The sequence below is a fragment of the Micromonospora sp. NPDC049366 genome, assembly GCF_044466625.1.
In the GTDB taxonomy this organism is placed as follows: domain Bacteria; phylum Actinomycetota; class Actinomycetes; order Mycobacteriales; family Micromonosporaceae; genus Micromonospora.
Genome location: NZ_JBITMV010000002.1, coordinates 88491 through 108509, shown reverse-complemented (window position 1 = coordinate 108509; position 20019 = coordinate 88491). Strand labels below are relative to the sequence as shown.

The following is a 20019-nucleotide window of genomic DNA, read 5'->3' as shown; positions in this document are numbered from 1 at the left end:
GGCCCGGATCGAAGTAATTTGAGCATTACTTGAGGCATCGCGAGGTCGGCCGCGCCGCCCGCCCCTCGCCGAGTCCCGGTGACCGGGGCGGTTGATCCGGCGTCGGCACGCCGTCAGGCCGCTCATGGGCGACGCCCACGGGATCCGTCACGGACGGGATCAAGAACCACGTGGTGCCCCTCTTCGGCGCGTGGTGGCGGCGGCGGGCCCCGGAAGCTCTCGCCTGACGCCCCGGACATGTCCGGCCCATCGACTCCGAGAACGAACCGACGGTGCGCGCCGCGCGTACACGAGACCCGCGTGCAGTCCGGGCAGCGCCCACCCGGTCCAACGGCTCCCGAGCACCCACCGAGCGATCACCCACCACGGACGTACGCGAAAAAGGCCCCGACCCGGTGTGAGCCACCAGGTCAGGGCCTTGATCGTTGGTGCGCCGCCAGGGACTCGAACCCCGAACCCGCGGATTAAGAGTCCGCTGCTCTGCCAGTTGAGCTAGCGGCGCTCACTGACAACGGCGAGCACGTTAACACGTCCCCGGGACGGCGCTCGGGCCGCCCCGGGGACCGGGCCGGATCGGCCCGGCCACCGGGGTTGGTCGGTCAGCTCCGCAGGCTCCACTGCTGGTTTAAGCCACCGTTGCACGACCAGAGGATGATCTTCGTGCCGTTGGCGGTGGCGGCGCCGTTGGCGTCGAGGCAGAGCCCCGACTGGGCGTTGGTGATGGTGCCGTTGGCGTTGACGTTCCACTGCTGGTTGAGCCCACCGTGGCAGTCCCAGATGATGACCTGGGTGCCGTTGGTGGTGCCCGCCCCGGAGGCGTCCAGGCACTTGTTGCCGTACACCGTCAGTTGCTTGCCGGCGGTGGAGGTCCACCGCTGGTTGGTGCCGCTGCCGCAGTCCCAGAGCTGCACCTGGGTGCCGTTGGTGGTGCTGGAGTTGGGCACCTCGACGCACCGGCCGGACTGGCCGCCCACGAGTTGCGCGCCCTGCTGGCCGCCGCCGCTCTGCTGGCGGACGAGTGAGGTCGACTCCGCCGACCGGTTGCCCTGGGCGTCGACGACGTAGAGCCGGTACTCCCCCGGCGCCGTCGGCACGGCGATGGACGTGGCGGTGCCGCCCGCCCTGGTCATCGTCGGGCCGGCGGTGAAGGTGGTGGTGCCGGAGGGGGCCAGCCAGACGGACCTGGTGGCGTCGCCGGTGCTGCGGATCGGGATGGAGGCGGTCGCGCTGGTGACGTACGTGCTGGCCGGCAGGACGTAGTTCGGCGCGGAGAAGGTGCCCGCCGGGATGATGTCCCGGTACGCGTCCTCCAGTCCGGAGTTGACGGCGATGCCGTACGCCGTCGCCGGCCAGACGTAGTCGGAGGAGACGATGATGTCGCCGATGGTGCTGTTCGGCAGGTTCTTGTTCGAGACCTTGTTGATCGGGCCGTAGATCTGCGTGATGCTCAGGTCGTGCTTTCGACCGAAGTCGTCGGAATTGATCATCCAGGTGACGTTCTTGTCGATGCTCATCACGTTGTCCCGGAACGTGATGAACGCCGACCCCTCATCCGGGTGCAGCCCGTACTTGTGGCCCGCGGGAACGCCCTGGAGGTAGTTGTTGGTGATCGTCGTCCCGGGCTGGCTGCCGAGCGTGTAGATGGGTGCGGTGTCGCTGAGCCGCTGCACCGTGTCGATGATGTGGTTGTAGCTGACGGTGTTGGTCCGCGCGGTGGTGGTCGGCCGGTTCGGCGCGATCGAGCCCGATGACCCGTCGAAGTTCCACCAGCCCCAGCCCATCGTGATGCCCGACCAGGGTGCCTTCTCGATCCGGTTGCGCTGGATCGTCAGGGTGTCGACGAAGTACGCCGAGATGGGGCTGTGCCCGTTGAACAGGACCGCACTGTCGTACAGGTAGTTGTTCTTGATCTCGATGTTCTTCGGCAAACCCTCGACCTGCGGAAGGTACTTCTCCCGGTTGCTCGATGTGCCGTCGCCGATGTAGGCGTGCTGGGGATGACCGACGTCGATGGCGGAGCCGGCGATGTCGTTGGTGTGGTTCCCGATCAACTGCGTGTTCTGCACGTCATTGACCATGCTGATGCCGTCGGCGCCGGTGTGCTGGATCCGGTTGCGTTGCAGGAGGATCCCGTCGGCGTTCTGCACCTGGACGATGCCGGGCGTGACGTCCACGTTGCGGTAGTAGTAGACGTGGAAGTTGGCCTTCGCGTACGCCTGGGCGCCGAGGTTGCCCTGCTGCGCCTGCTTGAAGGACGAGCCGGCGACGGTGAACAGGTTCCAGTCGGAGTGCTGCACGGTCAGGCCGGAGAACGTCAGGTTGCGCGCGTGGTTGGTCGTCGAGGTGCCGGCGACGCGCAGCAGGGTGGTCACGTTGTTCGGCGCGTGGACCGTCGCCGTCGACATGTTCTCGGAGCTGGTTTTGTAGTAGTAGACGGTCTTGCTGCCCTTGTCGAAGTAGAACTCGCCGGGCGCGTCCAGGAACTCGTACGCGTTCATGAGCTTGTGGGTGCCGCCGACCTGGGCGTTGCCGTTGAAGGCCCCCTGAGCGATGGCCGCGCCGGGCTGCTGGAACAGGGCGACCCGGCTGCCGCCGTCGGTGGTCACCTGCCGGACGCCCACGATGGCAGTGGTCCAGGTGGTGCCCGTCTCGATCTCGATGTCGTCCTGGTTGCGCGCGATGGCGGGGAAGTCGTTCTGGTTGTACCTGGCGCCGTCGCACTGCGACCCGGACTCCCAGGCCCAGTCGGCCTGGCCGGCGGTGATGGTGTACGTCCCGTGGCACCCCGCCGAGCTGATCGTCTTCGACGCCATGGCGGCGCGCTTGTCGTTGACGTAGAGCGCCCGGAGTTTGGTGGCGCGGTCCAGGGGCGCCTTCCAGATGTTGCCGCTGTGCTGGGTCCAGCCCGTCACCGGCACTCCGCCGTCGAGGACCGGCCGCTCGTTGGCGTACGCGGCGTAGGTGATCCGGTATCCGTTCGTGCCGGAGTCGGCGGCGCCGAACTCGACGGTGCTGCTGATCGGATAGGTCCCGCCGCGCAGGTACACGTTGATGTCGCCGGTCATGTTCGCGTTCACCGTGCGGACGACGTCCCGGGCACGTTGCAGGGTCTTGAACGGCGACTGGAGTGTGCCGGGATTGGCGTCACTGCCGCCGGGCGCGACGTAGAAGGTCTGTTGCACCGCGGCGGAGGCCGCCGTCTGGTGTGCCGTCACCGCCGGCAGCGTGGCGGAGACGAGCACCGCGACCGCCAACAATGACGTGCGGGCGGTGGAGACGATCGTTTTCACGCACTGCTCCTCTCTCACGTGCCGTCGACATGGGACCCTTTCCGAGAGTAGGTAATACGTGTGACCAATACAACCGTCGATGTAACATTGCTGGTGCCTGAGCGGTAACAAAGATCGGCTCAGCAGGCGTGGGGGGGGGCGGCCCCCCCCCCCCCCCCCCCCCCCCCCCCCCCCCCCCCCCCCGCCCCCCCCCCCCCCCCCCCCCCCCCCCCCCCCCCCCCCCCCGCGCGCCCCCCCCCCCCCCCCCCCGGCCCCGGGGGGGGGGGGGCCCCCCCCCCCCCCCCGCCGGCCGGGGGGGGGGGGGGGGGGGGCCCCCCCCCCGCGGCGCGCCGGGGGGGGGGGGGGGGCCCCCCCCCCCCCCCCCCCCCCCGCCTCCCCCACCGTCAGGCCCGCAGGAACCGGCTCACCGGCAGCGGACGGTTCACCACCCGCACGTCACCGATCCAGCCGTAGAAGCCCTGCTCCACGATCCGGTCGTAGTGGTAAGCCCCGACCAGCCACGGCTCGTTCGAGGTGGCCAGGCCGATCGCCGGAGTGGACGGGTTGCGCAGCAGTTCGGCGCCGTCGACGTACAGGGTGGTGGTCTTCCCATCGTTGACCACCGCGACGTGGAACCACTCGCCGGCGGGCATCTCGTGGCCCCAGTTGCTGGAGATGTCGTTCTGGTTGAGCGGAAAGACGGCCCACTGCAACGCCATGCCGTCCGACAGGCTCAGCGTGGCGATCGGCTCCGCCGGGTCGCCACCGGTCTTGCCCGCGTCCCGACCGGCGCCGAAGCGGCTCAGGATGCTCATCCAGGCGTGGTTGCTCGACCGGACGTCGGCGGGCAGCTTGACGAACGCCTCGATGGTGTACCCGTCGCGGAAGGTCTCGGCGTTGAGCGGGGCGCCGTCGACGGTCCGCAGGTACGCGCCGCGCGCCGGCTTCTTGGCTCCGTCGAAGCGGAGGCTGGCGTGACCCGGCTGATCGGGGTGGTGCTCGCCGGACCAGCGCAGCGCCTCCGGCCCGCTGCCGGCGAGGGTGACCCGGGTGAGGTGGTTGCCGCGTCCGGAGAGATCCTCGATCCGGGCACCGTCGGGCACCGCGACGCCGTCGCCGCGTCCGTTGTCGAAGCGCCAGTAGGCGAGGGTGCCGGGCACCAGCATGGTGGCCGGGTTGCGGGGCGCCCGCGGCGGCACCGGGGCGAAGCCGGCGAACCGCTGCGCGAAGTCGATCCCGAGGCTGAAGCGGTTGACCGGGTCGGTCAGCTCCATCTCGCGCTGCTCCAGCACGTTGCGCTGCTCGGGCCGCTGCCCGAGGATCCACGGCGAGAAGGTCTCCACGTCGATCGTGTTGCGTGCCAGGTCGAACTGGTAGAGCCGGATCATCGCGCTGCCGCCGTAGTAGCGGTCCTGGTAGTTGGTGATGTGCAGGTGCACGTCGTGTCCGGCGTTGTTGCGCAGCACGGTCCGACCGGGCGGCCAGTAGTGCCCGTTGAGGGTGAGGAAGATCTGGTCGCTGTCCGCGACGAGTTCGTTCCAGAGCCGCTGACCGTGCCCGGAGAGGGTCGCCGCCCCGGTATCGTCCGCGTCCACCATGTCGTGGGTGGTGAGGATGACCGGGGTGCGCGGGTGCGCGGCCAGGACAGACTTCGCCCAGGCGAGGCCGGCGTCCGACGGACGCCAGTCGAGCGCCAGCAGCAGCCACTGCCGCCCGGCGGCGGTGAAGAGGTGGTACGTGTTGTAGCCGTCCCTGGTCGACCCGCCGTACGTCGGCAGCTTCCGGAACCGCTGCGGCCCGAACACGTCGAGGTAGGGGCTCGGGCCCCGCTGGTCGGTGGTGGACGAGTTGATGTCGTGGTTGCCGGCGAGCACGCTGTACGGCATTCGCTGACGGTCGAAGGTCTCGAAGACCTTGCCGGCGGCGGCGAGTTCGTCGGCTCGGGCGTTCTCGACGATGTCGCCCAGGTGGGCGGTGAAGACGATGTTCCGCTCCGCCTGGTTGTCGATGATCCACCGCAGACTCGCCGCCAGCGGCGCCGGGTCACCGCGGTCGGCGTCGAAGAGGTACTGCGTGTCCGGGATGACGGCGAGCGTGAAGCGGGGCAGGTCGGGGTCGGGTCGACCGCCACCGCCGTGCGCGCTGGCCGACGCGGGGGCGAGGGCCCCGACGGTGCCGGCGCCGACCAGACCGGCACCGACCAGGCCGGCGCTCTGCAGGAATCGGCGCCGACTCGGGCCTTCTTGCATGGGACTACTCCTCGGGTCGGGTGATGCTCCGGGCCCAGTACGCCTCCCGACCACGAACGTTGATCATGGTGCCCGGCAACGCCGCCCGAACTCCCCGTGAATCCTCCCGGGCAGCCGATGAAGCGGACGGCGGCCCGGGAAGGGTCGCGGGCCGCCGTCCGTGGTTCAGGCCCGGAAGTAGTGACCCTCGTCCAGGTCGGCGAGGAGACCGGGGCGGGTCGGGGTCCAGCCGAGCAGGTCGCGGGTGATCGCGGCCGACGCCGGGCTGTCCAGCTGCGCGAACGGCGCGAGGAAGCCGAAGTATTCGCCCGCCGCCTCCGGGCTGATGCTGCGGACCGGGATGCCCAGGTTGCGGCCGATGGCGGCGGCGATCTCGGCGAACGGGACCCCCTCGTCGGCGACCCCGTGCAGGCGCGAGCCCGCCGGCGCCTTCTCGAGAGCGAGCCGGTAGAGGTCGGCGGCGTCGAGGGTGTGCACGGCCGGCCACCGGTTCGCGCCCTCGCCGACGTAGGCGGCGTAGCCGTGCCGTCGCGCGGCCGCGATGATCATCGTGAGGAAGCCGTTCCGGTCGAGCGAGCTGTGCACGGTGGGCGTGAGGCGGACGATCGAGGAGCGCACCCCGCGCGAGGCGAGGCCGGCGACGAAGTTCTCCGCGTCGACCCGGTAGCCGCCCGAGAACACGTCCCGTTCGGTGCCGGGGCGGCCGACGACACCGCCCAAGGCGAGCATGGCCGTGCCGCTCGTGCCGACCAGCGGCTTACCGGAGCCGGCGAGGCCGTCGGCCAGCGCCCTGAGGGCGGCCAGGTCGACCTCGGCGGCGGTGGCCAGGTCGCCGGAGACCAGAAGGTCGTGGCGGAACGCCAGGTGGATCACGCCGTCGGAGGCGGCCGCCTCCTCCCGCAGCGCGTCAAGGTCGGACAGGTCGCCGCGGCGCACCTGGGCGCCGAGCTTCTCGATCGCGGCGGCCGCCGCGTCGGAGCGGGCCAGCCCGACGACCTGGTGTCCGGCGGAGAGTAGTTCCGGCACGACCGCCGAGCCGAGGTGGCCGGAGGCGCCGGTGACGAATACCCGCATGGTGGTTCCTTCCCGAGGACCGATGTCATCTTGCGACATCACGCTACACCCACATGTCACCATGCGACATGGGTCGCTCGATAGAGATGTCGCCGTGTGACATCGGATACCATTGCGCCCATGGCCCGCTGGCAACCGGACGCGCGCGGCCGCCTTGCGGCGGCCGCCCTGGAGCTGTTCCACGAGCGAGGCTTCGACCAGACCACGGTCACCGACATCGCGGCCCGCGCCGGGCTCGACAAGCGCACCTTCTACCGGATCTTCGGCGACAAGCGCGAGGCGCTGTTCAGCGGCGACAACCTGCTGGAGGAGACGCTGGTCAAGGCGGTGGCCGAGACGGACGCCGACCCCTTCGAGACGGTCGTCACCGCCTTCCGTCAGGTGGCGGAAGAGATCTTCGCCGACCGCCTCGACCTGGTACGGATGCGCCAGGCCGTCATCGAAGCCAGCCCCGAGCTGCAGGAGCGCGAACTGCGCAAGATGAACAGGCTGGCGGCCACGGTCGCCGCCACCCTGCGCGCCAAGGGAGTCGGCGACACCACCGCCACCCTGGCCACCGAATCGGGCGTCACGGTCTTCCGGGTGGCATTCACCCGCTGGGTCACGCCCGGCCGCGACGTCGCGCTCACCGACCTGATCGCCGAGGTGGCCGCCGAACTGCGCGCGGTCACGTCGGCCCAGGGCTGACTCACGAAGCAGCACCTCGACCGGTCGCCGTCGGCTCGTCCGCCTCGACGGGCGCGGCCTGGCGTGGCAGGGCCGCCGGTCCGGCCAGCCTCCGCCACAGGAACTCACACACCAGCGCCCAGAGGAACGCGCGCTGCTCGTTGTTGGCCGCCGTGCCGTGGCCGCCTTCGACGTTCTCGTAGTACGCGACCTCGTGTCCGTGCGCACGCAGCCGGGCCGCCATCTTCCGGGCGTGCCCAGGGTGCACCCGGTCGTCGCGGGTCGAGGTGATGAGCAGGACCGGCGGGTGCGCCGCCCCCGCCCGCACGTTGTGGTACGGCGAATACTCGCGCAGGTAGGCCCAGTCCTCCTCGCGGTCCGGGTCGCCGAACTCGGCGATCCACGAGGCGCCGGCGAGCAGCCGGTGGTACCGCCGCATGTCCAGCACGGGAACGCGGGCGACGACCGCCCCGAACCGCTGCGGATAGCGCGTCAGCATCACACCCGCCAGCAGCCCGCCGTTGCTGCCGCCCTCGACGCCGAGCTGCCCCGGGGTGGTGATGCCACGCCGCACCAGATCGGCCGCCACCGCCGCGAAGTCCTCGTACGCCCGGGGCCGGTTCTCCCGCATCGCCGCGCGGTGCCAGTCGGGGCCGTACTCCCCGCCGCCGCGGATGTTCGCCACCACGTAGGTGCCGCCGCGGGCCAGCCAGCCCCGGCCGACGAGTCCGCTGTAGTAGGGCGTCTGGGACAGCTCGTACCCGCCGTAGCCGGTGAGCAGCGTCGGCCCGGCCGGCGCGCCGGGATCCCCCACCACGAAGTACGGCACCCGGGTGCCGTCATCGGAGGTGACGAAGAACTGGCGCACCGTCCGGCCATCGGTGTCGAAGAACTCCGGCTCACGCTTGAGCGTCTCGACCGGGCCGCCGACGTGCCCGAGCCGCAGCGTCGCCGGTTGGAGGAACCCTTCGGCGGCGAGCAGGTACGCGTCGCTGTGGTCCGGGTCGGTCGCCACGATCCGGCTGTCGTCGAACTCCCCGACGCCGGCCAACGGCTCCCGCCGCCAGCCCGTCGCGTCGGGTGTCAACACCTCCAACCGGCTCCGCACGTCCACGAGGGTGGTCAGGAGCAGGTGGTGGCGGGTCCACAAACAGGAGTTCAGCGCGGTGCGGGCATCGGGCCGGAACAGCACCGTCAACTCCCGCTCACCGGCGAGGAACACGTCGAACCGGGTCGCCAGCAGGGCACCCGCCGGGAAGGTCACCCCGGCGACCTCCCACGGCGAGCGCGGCCGGATCAGCAGCCACTCCCGGCGTGGCTGCCAGTAGGCGTCCTCCGGTACCGGGATCCGGATCTTCTCGCCCGCCGTCGTCAGCAGGTAGTCCTGGCCGCGGTAGAAGTCCAGCCGGCGGCCGACGAAGTCGCGTTCGTACCCGGGGGTCAGATCGCGCCCGGCCCACACGGCGACGTCGTCGACCTGCCCCTCGTGGACGATCTCGGCCTCGGCCAGCGGCGTGCCGCGCCGCCACCGCTTGACGATCCGTGCATAGCCGGAGGAGGTCATCGAGCCGGGCCCGAAGTCGGTGGCGACGTAGATGTGGTCGACGTCGATCCAGCAGACGTAGCTCTTCGCCTCGGGCAGGGTGAAACCGTCCTCGACGAAGACGCGGCGGCGCAGGTCGAACTCGCGCACCACCGCCGCGTCGCCGCCGCCGCGGGACAGGCTGACCAGGCACCGCTCGTGCGTCGGCCGGAGCACGGTGACGTGCTGCCAGACCCAGTTCTCGCCCTCGGCCTCGGCCAGCGCGTCCACGTCGATCAGCACGTCCCACTCCGGCTCGCGCCGGCGGTACTGGTCGAGGGTCGTCCGCCGCCACACGCCCCGCGGGTGCGCCGCATCCTTCCAGAAGGTGTAGAAGAATCCGTCTCCCCGCCAACCCGGCCAGGGGATGCGGTCCTCGGCGTCGAGCACCTGCCGGATCTCGGCCTGCCGAACGGCGAACGTGTCGCTGCCGGTCAGCGCGGCGACGGTCTCCGCGTTGCGGTCCCGCACCCACTCGGCGGCGTCCCCACGATCAAGATCCTCCAACCAGAGGTACGGGTCGTCGCCCTCGTCCGCCAGCCTCGCCATATCGCCACTATCCCGAGGCCCGGAGCGCGCCGACGCCCGGCTGTCGGCATGGCGACTCGGCGCGGCGTCGGCGCGTCCGTCGCCGGTGTGAGGCGGCGCACCCGTCGGGTCCCGAACCAGGTCGGCACGGGACTCGTGTGTGAGGCGATTCCCATCCCGATCCTCTCGGAAGGCGTCCTTCTTCATGAACCACGGTCACCACTCGTCGCAGGACAGCGCTGCGGTCAGCATGGATGCGGCCCTGCGGCTCGCCACCGAGACGGTCGGGCCGGTGCTGCTCCCCGGCGACGAGGGATATGACGCCGAGTGTGCGTCGTACAACCTCGCCGTCCCGCAGCGGCCGGCCCTCGTGGTGGGTGCCGCGAAGGTCGCCGATGTCCAGGCCGCCGTCCGCTTCGCGGCCGAGCAGGGGCTGCCGGTCGCCGTGCTGACCACCGGTCACTCCGCGTTCCCCTCGGCCGGAGCGGTCCTGATCAACACCCGACGCATGGACGCGGTCACCATCGACGTCGAGGCGCTCACCGCCCGGGTCGAGGCCGGTGTGCGGTGGCACCAGGTCGTCGAGGCCGCGGGCAAGCACGGTCTGGCTCCGCTGAACGGGGCGGCGCCCACCGTCGGGGTGGTCGGCTACACGCTCGGTGGCGGTCTGGGCCCGATGAGCCGGACCTTCGGCTTCGCCGCCGACCACGTACGCCGGATCGAGCTGATCACCGCGGACGGTCAGCTGCGGGTGGCGACCGCGACCGAGGAGCCGGAGCTGTTCTGGGCCGTGCGGGGCGGTAAGGGCAACTTCGGCGTGGTGACCGCGCTGGAGTTCAACCTCTTCCCGGTCAGCCACATCTACGGCGGCGGCCTCTTCTTCGCCGGCGACGAAATCACCGAGGTGTTCAACGCGTGGGGCCGGTGGGCATCCGGCATGCCGGACGAGATGAACTCGTCGATCGCGTTGCTGCAGCTGCCTCCCGTTCCCGAGGTGCCGGAGCCGCTGCGTGGCCGGATGGTGGTGCACGTCCGGATCAGCTACGTCGGATCCGCCGAGGAGGGGGAGCGCCTCGTCGCGCCGCTGCGGGCCATCGCCCCGGTACTGATCGACTCGGTCGCCGAGATGCCGTACACCGCGGTCGGCGCCATCCACGCCGACCCGCCGAACCCGATCCCGGTCGTGGACCGGTCCGGGCTGCTGCGGGAGTTCACCCCGGAGCTGGTCGACGCGATCGTGGCGCAGGCCGGTCCCGGCGCGGGCAGCCCGCTGGCCATCGTCGAACTCCGGCGCCTCGGCGGAGCGCTGGACCGCCGCCCCCCGTCCGGCAACGCCATGGACCTGCAGGGCGCCACGTTCAGCGTCTACGCCGTCGGGATCGGCGGCCCGGACGAGGCAGAGGCGATTCAGGCTCACCTGGCCCGCGTGTTCCAGGCCATCGCGCCGTGGAGCACGGGCCGGAAGTTCGTGAACTTCCTGACCGCCAGCGACGTCAGCCCCGAGGCGGTCGCCGAGGCATACCTGCCGGAGACGTACCAGCGACTGGTCGCCATCAAGGGCAGCTACGACCCGACGAACATCTTCCGGACCACCCACAACATCATCCCCGCATGAGCGGACCGGCCCGGTGCCTCGCCCGCGCCGCCGGTTCAGAGGTAGCTGATGCCGGTGCGTTCCTCGGCCGCCGCCCACAGCCGCCCGCCGACGGCCGGGTCGGCGGCCTCCCGGCTCAGCCGCGCCTCGGTGACCGGGCCCCGGGTCTCCCAGAGCCGGGACGGTCCGAAGAACTGGCCGCCCCGCGCCCCCGGGTCGGTCGCGGCGCGCAGCTGCGGCAACGCGCCCTGCTTCACCGACTGGGTGGCGACCAGCCCGAGCCGCGCGATGACCTGCCCGAGCCGGCCGCGGTGTTCCCAGGCGCGTGGCGTGAGGTTGCTGCGGGTGAGACCGGGGTGCGCCAGCGTGCTGACGATCGGTGACCCGGCGGCGCGCAGCCGACGGTCCAGCTCGACACCGAAGACCGTCGTGGCGAGCTTGGACCGGCCGTACGCGGCAGCCGCCCGGTAGTTCCGCTCGAACATGAGGTCGTCGAAGTCGAGGTGCGCGTTCTTGTGGGTGATGGAGCTGAGACTGACCACCCGGGCTTCCCGCGCCGCGCCGAGGGCGCCCAGCAGCAGACCGGTCAGCGCGTAGTGGCCGAGCATGTTGGTGGCGACGTGCAGCTCGAAGCCGTCGGCCGAGGTGCGCCGCGGGCCGAGCAACACCACGCCGGCGTTGTTGACGAGCAGGTCGATCGTCGCGTGGTCGGCGGTCAGCCTCGCGGCGAAGGCGCGTACCGAGTCGAGGCGCGCCAGGTCCAGCTCGCGTACCTCGACGTCGCCGCCGATGCGGCGGGCGGCCTGCTCGCCGGCGGCGGTGTTGCGCACGGCGAGCACGACGTGGGCGCCACGGCGGGCCAGCTCGGTGGCGGTGACCAGGCCGAGACCCGAGTTGGCGCCGGTCACGACGGCCACCCGCCCACGCTGGTCGGGGATGCGGTCGGTGGTCCATCCGGTCATCTGCTGCTCCTCGGTGCGGGGTTCGCGTCGAGCGATGACGCTAGGAGCAAGCCGGTCCGGCTCGGTGGTACGCGGTTGCCTAGGTCGGCGGGACCTACCCTGCGCGTCCGGGGAGGCGGCACACTGGCGGCATGAGCAGCCCGCATCCGTACGCCCGCGAGCTCGGCGCCTTCCTTCGCGCCCGGCGTAGCCGGCTGCGGCCGCACGACGTCGGCCTGGAGCCGGGCGGCCGGCGCAAGGTGACCGGGCTGCGGCGTGAGGAGTTGGCGCTGCTGGCCGGGCTGAGCACCGACTACTACCAACGGATGGAGCAGGGCCGGGAGGTACGCCCGTCCGACGACGTCCTGGACGCGCTCGCGGGCGCGTTCGGCCTCGACGACGCCGAACGCCGGCACCTGTTCACGCTGGCCCGCGCCGCCCGCCGCCCGATGCCCGTACGGCCCGACCGTGGCCCGGAGCGGGTGCCGGAGGGCACCCGCCGGCTGCTGCGGGTGATGGACACCCCGGCTGTCGTCCTCGGTCGGCACCTGGACCTGCTCGACTGGAACCCGCTGGCGCAGGCGCTGCTCGGTGACCCGGCGGGCCGTCCACCCGAGCGGCTCAACATGCTCCTGCTCCTGTTCGACGACACGCTGACCGGGCAGCGGAGCTGCCCGGACTGGGAGCGGCAGGCCCTGGACTACATCGGCATGATGCGCGCCGCCGTCGCCACCGACCCGACCCATCCCCGCGCCACGGCGGTCGTCGGCGAGCTGAGCATCCGCAGCGCCGAGTTCCGGCGGCTGTGGGCCCGCCACGACGTCCGCGTGTCGGTCAGCGGCACCAAGACGTTCCGGGTGCCCGAGGTGGGCGACATCGTCCTGGAGTGGAACACCTATCCGCTTCCCGGCGATCCCGGTCCGGTGATGCTCGTCTTCACCACCGAGCCGGGCAGCCCCGACGCGGACCGGTTGAAGCTGCTGGCCTCGTTGCACGCGACCCGCTCGGGGCTCGGCATCGAACGCCGCGCCTGAGCGGCAAACCACATGTAATTAGGTTTCTAGCTACAGGGTGTAGGCTCGGGGCATGGTACGAGCGAACCTGACCCCGGCGGCAGTCATCGCGGCGGCGGCGGACCTCGCCGACCGGGAGGGATTCGACGCGATCACCCTGTCGGCACTGGCCCGCCGGTTCGGGGTGCAGACCGCGAGCCTCTACTCCCACGTCCGGGATCGCTCCGCCCTGCTCGACAGCGTGCACGAACTGGCCCTCGGCGAGCTCGCCGACCGGATCGCGATCGCCATCGGCGGCCTCTCCGGGCGAGACGCGCTCATCGCCCTGGCCAACGCGCACCGCGACTACGCCCGCCAGTTCCCCGGCCGCTGGGCCGCCCTGCAACGCCCGGCCGCGCCGTCGACCGTCCAGTCGGAGGCGGCCGGGCGGGTCGCCGCGCTCACCCTGGCGATGCTCCGCGGCTACCGGTTGCCGGAGACCGAGCTGGTGCACGCCACCCGGCTGCTCGGCGCGACCATCAACGGCTTCCTGGCGCTGGAGGCGAGCGGCAGCATCGCGCATCGCGAGCCGCCGACCGAGCTCTCCTGGCAGCGAGCGTTGGACGCACTCGACACGGTCTTCCGATCCTGGCCCACCGAAGGAAACCCCTGATGCCCATCCGGCCCGACCTTCTCCGCGGCGTCGCCGAGGTCGAGGTCACCTCACGCGGCCTGCGGCCCCACCGGCTGCCCGCCTGGGTGCGCGAGCAGTTCCCGGACGGGCAACTGCTCGCGATGGAGGCCCAGCCCTCCGGCGTACGCCTCGTGTTCCGGACGGCGGCCAGCAGCATCGAGCTGGTGAGCCGCCCGACCCGGATCGCCTACGCGGGCGCCGAGCGACCGCGCGGGCGCATCGACGTGTACGCCGACGGCGAGCTCACCGTCCGCGACGTGCTCGACGGCGGCGACCGGATCGAGATCGACCTGGCCACTGGCCAAACCACGTTCCATCCCGGGCCGGCACACACGACCACGGTCTCCGGTCTGCCCGCGGGCCGGCACCGCATCGAGGTCTGGCTGCCGCACAACGAGAGCGTCGAACTGATCGAGCTGCGCGCCGACGCACCGGTCGAGCCGGACGACACCGGCGCCCCGCTGTGGGTGCATCACGGCAGCTCGATCAGTCACGGCTCGAACGCGCTGGCGCCCAGCGACATCTGGCCGGCCGTCGCCGCCCGTCGCGCCGGCGTCGAGCTGCGCAATCTCGGCCTGGGTGGCAGCGCGCTGGTCGACCCGTTCCTGGCCCGCGTGATCCGCGACGCCCCGGCCGACTACATCAGCGTCAAGCTCGGCATCAACGTCGTGAACCTCGACGCGATGCGGCTCCGTGCCTTCGTCCCCGCCGTCCACGGCTTCCTCGACACGATCCGCGACGGCCACCCGGACGTGCCGCTGCTGCTGATCTCGCCGCTGTTCTGCGGCATCCACGAGGACACTCCCGGCCCGGGTGCGATCGACCCCGCCTCGATCGGCACCGACCAGGTGCGTTTCGTCGCGACCGGAACACCTGCCGACGTCCCGTTGGGACGCCTGACGCTCCAGGTCATCCGGCGTGAACTGCGCTCGCTGGTCGACCGTCGCGCGGCCGACAAGAACCTGCACTACCTCGACGGCACCGCCCTCTCCGGCCCGGCGGACGCCGTCGAGCTGCCCCTGCCCGACGGCCTGCACCCGAGCCCCGAGGCCCACCAGCGCATCGGCGCCCGCTTCGCCGAGTACGCCTTCACCGGCGCCGGCCCGTTCGCCCGATAACCACCGGGTCCGTCGACGGTCGGACCGTGGCTACGCGCCCTGCCCCTGGTTCTGCATCAGTCCACCGTCCATGAAATACGTCGACCCGGTGACGTAGTCGGCGTCGTCGCTGGCCAGGAAGACGGCGAGCTTGGCGATCTCCTCCGGCTGCGCGGCGCGCTTCCACGGGATCGACTGCACCTGCTCCTCCAGGTACTTCGGGTCGTCGATCGCCTGCTGGTTGAACGGGGTGAGCACCATGCCGGGCCCGATGTTGTTGACGTTCATCCGCATCGGGGCGACCTCCAGGGCGATGCTCTTCGCCAACTCCAGCATGCCGCCCTTACTGGCGTCGTAGTCGGAGCCGCCGGCCCGGGCCACCTCCTGGTGGATGGAGGTGATGTTGATGATCTTCCCGTGTCCGCCCTGGTCGCGGCGGTGCTGGATGAACCGTCGGCAGCAGAAGAACATCCCGTACAGGTTGGTGCGGATGGCCCGGTCCCAGGTCTCGGTGTCCAGGTCGGCCACCGGGATGCCGGACGCGTCCACACCCGCGTCGTTCATCAGGATGTCCAGCCGGTCGAACTCCCCCAGGGCCTCGTCGAACATCGCCTCCACCTGGTGCTCGACGCTGATGTCGCCCTGCACCACGACAGCCCGCTGGCCGGACTTCTCGATCTCGGCCTTCGTGTGGTTCGCGCCCGCGTGGTCGTGCAGGTAGTGCACCACGACGTCGGCGCCCTCCCGGCCGAACTCGATGGCAGTGGCCTGCCCGATACCCGAGTCGGAGCCGGTGATCAGGGCGGTCCGGCCCGTCAGTCGTCCGGTCATCAGCACGCTCCCCTCCGTGGCTGTCGCTCCGCCGGGGGCGTACCCGCTGGCCGCAGCCCTAAGCGGACAGGCGCGGTCGCCTCAACCGGACGTTCGAGTGGTCTCGACACGTCCGCCTCACGGTGTGGTGCCCGACTCGGACTGGCCGATGGTCCAGGCGGCGTTGATGAGGCCGATGTGGGAGAGCGCCTGCGGGAAGTTCCCGATGAGGCTGCCGTCGCGGCGATCGATCTCCTCGGACAGCAGACCGAGATCGTTCGCCCGGGCGGTCACGCGCTCGAAGATCTGCTTGGCCTCGTCGAGCCGCCCGGTCATGGCCAGCGACTGGGCCAGCCAGTACGAACAGATGATGAAGGCACCCTCCTCCCCCGCGCCCGTCCAGCGTTGCACGAGGTCGTCCCGGCCCAGTTCACGCCGGATGGTGTCCACGGTGGCCCGGACCCGGTCGTCGTCGCCGGGGAGGAACCCGACGATCGGCAGGACGAGCGCTCCGGCGTCGAGGTGGTCGGACCCGAACGCGCCGGTGAACGCCTGGCGGGAAGGGCTCCAGCCCTCGTTGAGGATCGCCTCGCGGATCTGCTCCTTGGCCTGCGACCACCGGGGCACCCGCGCCTCGGCGTCCAGGGCCGGCGCCAGCTTGACGGCCCGGTCCAGGGCCACCCAGCACAGCAGCTTCGACGTCAGGTAGTGCCGCTCGCCCTCGCGTCCCTCCCAGGTGCTGGCGTCCGGCTCCCGCCACGTGTCGGCCGCCCGGTCGGCCAGTGACCGCAGCAGGCTCGCGGCGACGGGCGACGGGTCCGCGAGTTCTTGTCGCAGGACCGAGGCGCACTCCAGGATCTCGCCGAGGACGTCGAGTTGCTTCTGCTGCCAGGCGTCGTTGCCGATCCGCACCGGTCGGCTGCCCTGGTAGCCCTCCAGGTGCTCCAGGGTGTGTTCGGTCAGGTCGCGCTCCCCACCCACACCGAACATGATCGGCACGTGCCCCCCGGCGCCCATCGAGCCGACGCACCCGGCCATCCAGTCGAAGAAGCGATGCGCCTCGTCGGGACAGGCGGCCACCCACAACGCCCTGAGGGTGGAGCTGCCGTCGCGGAGCCACCCGAACCGGTAGTCCCAGTTCGCCGCGCCACCCACCTCCTCCGGCAGCGAGGTGGTGGGCGCCGCGACCACCGCACCGGTCGGCTGGTAGGTCATCGCCTGGAGGACCAGGGCGCTGCGCCGGACCTGCTCCCGGTAGGGCCCCTGGTAGTCGTGGTGGATCCGGTCCCAGGACTCCCAGGCGGCGATCGTGTCCCGCAGCGCGGCCCGCCCGTCCAACGGCACGGTCCGCGGGTCCGCGGCCCGGCGGTGGTGCAGGGCGAACACGGCGCTGTCGCCCTCGGCGAGGGTGAGCCGCCCGCTCACCAGCGATCCGTCGATGGCAAGATCACGGTCACTGACCAGGGTCAGCCGATCGGCGGCTCCGGAGATCTCCATCCCCAGCGGCGTCCGGGCGACCGTGGGAGTGACCAGCCCGTACTCCGGCCGGGCCGCGAGCTCGACCGCCACGTCAACCGCTCCGGCGACGACCTCCACCTGCCGCAGCAGGACATGGGGGGACGTGTAGCCGATACCGTGCTCTCGTTCACCGGGGCCGAGACTGAGGGCGTCGGTCAACCGCAACACACCGCTTTCGGTACGGAACTCCGTGCGGAGCACCATCGTCCCGTCAAGGTAGTGACGGGAGGTCGTGTACCGCCCGTGCGGTCGAATCGACCAGAAGCCGCCGCTGGCGCCGAGCATGCGCGCGAAGACGCTCGGCGCGTCGAACCGGGGCGGGCACCACCAGTCCACGGACCCGTCCGAGGAGACCAACGCCGCGCCCTGACAGTCACCGAGAAGCGCGTAGTCACTGATCACAGCCACACCCGGCACCTACCCGCCGTGGTGCTCCCTACGCGCCTCGGTGCTCCCCGCGCGCCGGACGCCGGCGTTGCGCTCCCCCACCGCGACCCACCGGCCTCGTCAGGCCCGACCCGGCGTCAGGTCGGGTGTCGATCCGAGATCAGGTCCCGGCACCTGCGCAGGACGGCACGGGCGGCGGGTGCGTCGCGGCCGTGGATGCCGGCCGCCAACTCGGCCACCGCCGGTGCGGCCCGTGCGGGTTCGCCCGCCGCCACGGCCGCCTCGGTCAGCACCTCGACGGCCTCGGCGGCCCACGCCCAGATCCCCTTCTCCCGCACCAGTGCCAGCGCGTCGGCCGCGTGCCCGGCCGCCTCGTCCGGTCGTCGGCGAAGCATCAGCCGGGCCAGCGCCGACAGCGCCTGCACCAGGGGCCAGATGGCACCGGCGCGGCGCGCGTCGGCGACCACGCCGCGCAGCGCGCGCTCGGCCGCCGCCACCTCGCAGCCCTCGGCGGTACGGGCCAGCACGGTGGCCAGCTCGGCCCGGGCGTCGAGCAGGGTGACCGGCATCCGCTCGGCGGCGGCGACCAGCCGGGTGAGCCGATCGGCCAGCCCGTCCCAGCGTCCAGCCGCCCGGTCCAGCGACAGTTCGGTCGCCTCGACGAGGGGGGACAGCCGCTCGTACGCGGTCTCGGCGACCAGTTCCCGACCGGTCGCCAGCAGCGCGGCGGCCTGGCTCACGTGCCCGGCGTGCAGTGCGCCCTGCGCCCAGTTGAGGCAGGCGCGGGCGTGTTCCCGGGGCCGGTCCGCCAGTTCGGTGGAGGCGCTCAGCTCGGCGATGATCGCCCAGGCCGCCGGGTCGCCCAACTCCAGCAGCAGGGAGGCGCGGGCGATCCGGACGGCGAGATCGGCCGCCGGGTCTCCGCTGGCCGCGGCGGCGGCCTCCGCCTCGGCGCATCGGGCCAGGTGCTCGTCGACGTGTCGCCCGACGACGGTGTCGGGCGCGGCCAGCACCGCGAGGGCCTGCGCTCGGCGGCGCGGGGCGCGCAGGTAGGGCACGGCGCGCTCGATCTCGGCGTACCCGCGCAGCGCCTCCCCCTGTTGACGCAGCATCCGTCCGAGCATCAGGCCCAGCTCGCCCCGGGCGCCGGGTGGCAGCCCCCGGTCGGCGAGCAGACGCTCCAGCACCGGGATCGCGTCGGCCTGGCTGAGTCCGTCGATGGCGGCGCGTGCGAGCTTGTTGGCGAGCCGGGCCCGCACCGGTCGGGGCAGTTCGGGGACGTCCATGGTGTGGAGCAGGAATCTGGCGGCGGTGGCGTCGTCGCCGCGTCCGGTGGCCAGGTCGGCGGCGGCCTCGCTGTTGCGGACGAAGTCGGTCCAGCTTCCGGCGAGCCGGTAGTGGTGGGCCAGCTGGGCGACCGGCTTCGGTAGGTGGTGCTCCAGCACCCGGGCGATGCGCAGGTGCAGCCATTCCCGGGTCTCGCGGGGCATCAGGTCGTACACCACCTGCCGGGCCAGGTCGTGACGGAAGCGCAGCCCTTGCCCGGTGTCGTGCATGAGGCCCGCCCGGTGCGCCGCGGTCAGGGCGGCGGCGACCGGCGTCCGACCCAGGTTGAGCGCCGCCGCGAGGACGCCCTGGTCCGGCGCGAGTCCCAGCACGGCGGCGGCGCCGAGCACTTCCCGGGCGGCGTCGTCGAGCGGACGCAGCCGCCAGAGCAGCACGTCGCGCAGCAGGAACGGGACGCTGTCGTCGGCCAGTGGGTCCCCGCCGCGCTCGGCGAGGGTGCGCAGCACCTCCTCGACCACGAACGGTATGCCGGCGGTGCGGTCGAGCAGGGTGGCGGTCAGCTGCGGCGGTGGGTCGTCCAGGCGCAGCGTCTGGGCGGCCATCCGGCGGACGTCGTCGGCCTCCAGTGGGCCGAGCGGCATGCGGGTGACCGCCCACGGTGGGGTGCGGGCGAGCGCGTCGTGGACCGGTGTGCTGCCGCCCGGTGGCGGGGTGCGGGCGGTCAGCAGCACCGACAGCCCGTCGACGGGGTGGGTGCCGAGGTAGCTGAGCAGCTCGCAGGTGACCGGGTCGGCCCAGTGCAGGTCCTCGAGGACGAGCACGGTGGGGGTGAGCGCGGCCAGCACGGCGGTGGCGGCCCGGAGCAGCCGGTGCCGCTCGGCCGCCGGGTCGGCCAGCGGGGGCGGCGCGGCGGGTAACCGGTCGGCGAGTTCCGGCAGCAGCGGCGCGAGCGCGCCGGCCACCGGGTTGAGTGGGCCGAGCCGGTCGGCGCTTCCCCGGATGGCGTCCAGGAGCGCCCCCAGCGGGAAGGGCTCCGGCACATCGTCGCAGTCGCCGATCAGGCGGTGGCCGGGCATCCCGGCGAGCAGCTGGGTGACGAGCCGGCTCTTGCCGATGCCGGCCTCCCCCTCCAGGAGGATCAGGCACGGCGGGGCGTCGAGGAGGCGGCGCAGCGCGCTCAGCTCCGCGGTCCGCCCGACGAACTCGACGGGTCCGCGCAGCCGTGGCAGGCGGATGTCGGCGGAGACCCCACCGCCCTGCGTCGTGTTCTCACCGCCGTCGACCACCCTGGCGAGCACATCACCCGGGTGGGGAACGGCCACCGGCCGGCG

Annotated in this window: 13 protein-coding genes and 1 tRNA gene; 5 read left to right on the top strand and 9 right to left on the bottom strand. The window is 72.1% G+C overall.

All coding sequences use genetic code 11. The features are described 5' to 3' along the window. Positions 1 to 426: 426 nt before the first annotated feature. The 4 genes from ACIBTV_RS04125 to ACIBTV_RS04110 all read right to left on the bottom strand — a co-directional run bounded on the left by ACIBTV_RS04125 (position 427) and on the right by ACIBTV_RS04110 (position 6592). Positions 427 to 502, bottom strand: a tRNA-Lys gene (locus ACIBTV_RS04125). 97 nt (positions 503 to 599) lie between these two features. Continuing rightward, positions 600 to 3290 (bottom strand): RICIN domain-containing protein, encoded by a 2691-nt coding sequence (locus ACIBTV_RS04120; protein WP_396702179.1) that lies wholly within the window; start codon positions 3288 to 3290, stop codon positions 600 to 602. A 383-nt stretch (positions 3291 to 3673) separates the two neighbouring features. Continuing rightward, the gene (locus tag ACIBTV_RS04115; protein WP_396702177.1) at positions 3674 to 5518 is read right to left on the bottom strand and encodes a LamG-like jellyroll fold domain-containing protein; all 1845 of its coding nucleotides are present in this window, start codon (positions 5516 to 5518) and stop codon (positions 3674 to 3676) included. Positions 5519 to 5683: 165 nt separating this feature from the next. Then, positions 5684 to 6592, bottom strand: a complete 909-nt coding sequence (locus tag ACIBTV_RS04110; protein ID WP_396702175.1) for an SDR family oxidoreductase — start codon at positions 6590 to 6592, stop codon at positions 5684 to 5686. 120 nt (positions 6593 to 6712) lie between these two features. On the opposite strand from ACIBTV_RS04110, the gene ACIBTV_RS04105 reads away from it, so the two are divergent. Next, entirely contained in the window at positions 6713 to 7279 is a 567-nt protein-coding gene (locus tag ACIBTV_RS04105; protein WP_396702173.1) for a TetR/AcrR family transcriptional regulator, read from the top strand. Between the two features lies 1 nt (position 7280). On the opposite strand, the gene ACIBTV_RS04100 is transcribed toward ACIBTV_RS04105, so the two are convergent. Then, positions 7281 to 9389 carry a prolyl oligopeptidase family protein gene (locus ACIBTV_RS04100; protein WP_396702171.1) on the bottom strand — a complete coding sequence of 703 codons (2109 nt, stop codon included), beginning with the start codon at positions 9387 to 9389 and terminating at the stop codon, positions 7281 to 7283. 184 nt (positions 9390 to 9573) lie between these two features. Between ACIBTV_RS04100 and ACIBTV_RS04095 the strand changes: the two genes are divergently transcribed. Next, positions 9574 to 10983, top strand: coding sequence for an FAD-binding oxidoreductase (locus tag ACIBTV_RS04095; protein WP_396702169.1), 1410 nt, complete (start codon positions 9574 to 9576; stop codon positions 10981 to 10983). A 35-nt stretch (positions 10984 to 11018) separates the two neighbouring features. On the opposite strand, the gene ACIBTV_RS04090 is transcribed toward ACIBTV_RS04095, so the two are convergent. After that, the gene (locus ACIBTV_RS04090; RefSeq protein WP_396702167.1) at positions 11019 to 11924 is read right to left on the bottom strand and encodes an oxidoreductase; all 906 of its coding nucleotides are present in this window, start codon (positions 11922 to 11924) and stop codon (positions 11019 to 11021) included. 131 nt (positions 11925 to 12055) lie between these two features. Between ACIBTV_RS04090 and ACIBTV_RS04085 the strand changes: the two genes are divergently transcribed. From ACIBTV_RS04085 to ACIBTV_RS04075, 3 genes are read left to right on the top strand one after another with little or no spacing between them, the layout of a single operon-like run. Next, entirely contained in the window at positions 12056 to 12937 is an 882-nt protein-coding gene (locus ACIBTV_RS04085) for a helix-turn-helix transcriptional regulator (RefSeq protein WP_396702165.1), read from the top strand. Between the two features lie 52 nt (positions 12938 to 12989). Then, positions 12990 to 13568, top strand: a complete 579-nt coding sequence (locus ACIBTV_RS04080; RefSeq protein WP_396702163.1) for a WHG domain-containing protein — start codon at positions 12990 to 12992, stop codon at positions 13566 to 13568. Beyond that, positions 13568 to 14707, top strand: coding sequence for a GDSL-type esterase/lipase family protein (locus tag ACIBTV_RS04075; RefSeq protein ID WP_396702161.1), 1140 nt, complete (start codon positions 13568 to 13570; stop codon positions 14705 to 14707). Before ACIBTV_RS04080 ends, ACIBTV_RS04075 begins: the two co-directional genes overlap by 1 nt. A gap of 30 nt (positions 14708 to 14737) precedes the next feature. Here the strand turns inward: ACIBTV_RS04075 and ACIBTV_RS04070 are convergent, their stop codons facing one another. The 3 genes from ACIBTV_RS04070 to ACIBTV_RS04060 all read right to left on the bottom strand — a co-directional run bounded on the left by ACIBTV_RS04070 (position 14738) and on the right by ACIBTV_RS04060 (position 20010). Continuing rightward, positions 14738 to 15517, bottom strand: a complete 780-nt coding sequence (locus tag ACIBTV_RS04070; protein WP_396702159.1) for an SDR family oxidoreductase — start codon at positions 15515 to 15517, stop codon at positions 14738 to 14740. Between the two features lie 117 nt (positions 15518 to 15634). After that, positions 15635 to 17422 (bottom strand): glycoside hydrolase family 15 protein, encoded by a 1788-nt coding sequence (locus ACIBTV_RS04065; protein WP_396702157.1) that lies wholly within the window; start codon positions 17420 to 17422, stop codon positions 15635 to 15637. 116 nt (positions 17423 to 17538) lie between these two features. Further along, complete coding sequence (locus ACIBTV_RS04060; RefSeq protein WP_396702156.1) at positions 17539 to 20010, bottom strand: ATP-binding protein; 2472 nt, start codon at positions 20008 to 20010, stop codon at positions 17539 to 17541. Between the last annotated feature and the right edge of the window lie 9 nt (positions 20011 to 20019).

Coding starts and splice junctions, on each gene's coding strand:
- ACIBTV_RS04115 (WP_396702177.1), bottom strand. CDS start 5,518: ATGCAAGAAGGCCCGAGTCGGCGCCGATTCCTGCAGAGCGCCGGCCTG.
- ACIBTV_RS04110 (WP_396702175.1), bottom strand. CDS start 6,592: ATGCGGGTATTCGTCACCGGCGCCTCCGGCCACCTCGGCTCGGCGGTC.
- ACIBTV_RS04105 (WP_396702173.1), top strand. CDS start 6,713: ATGGCCCGCTGGCAACCGGACGCGCGCGGCCGCCTTGCGGCGGCCGCC.
- ACIBTV_RS04100 (WP_396702171.1), bottom strand. CDS start 9,389: ATGGCGAGGCTGGCGGACGAGGGCGACGACCCGTACCTCTGGTTGGAG.
- ACIBTV_RS04095 (WP_396702169.1), top strand. CDS start 9,574: ATGAACCACGGTCACCACTCGTCGCAGGACAGCGCTGCGGTCAGCATG.
- ACIBTV_RS04090 (WP_396702167.1), bottom strand. CDS start 11,924: ATGACCGGATGGACCACCGACCGCATCCCCGACCAGCGTGGGCGGGTG.
- ACIBTV_RS04085 (WP_396702165.1), top strand. CDS start 12,056: ATGAGCAGCCCGCATCCGTACGCCCGCGAGCTCGGCGCCTTCCTTCGC.
- ACIBTV_RS04080 (WP_396702163.1), top strand. CDS start 12,990: ATGGTACGAGCGAACCTGACCCCGGCGGCAGTCATCGCGGCGGCGGCG.
- ACIBTV_RS04075 (WP_396702161.1), top strand. CDS start 13,568: ATGCCCATCCGGCCCGACCTTCTCCGCGGCGTCGCCGAGGTCGAGGTC.
- ACIBTV_RS04070 (WP_396702159.1), bottom strand. CDS start 15,517: ATGACCGGACGACTGACGGGCCGGACCGCCCTGATCACCGGCTCCGAC.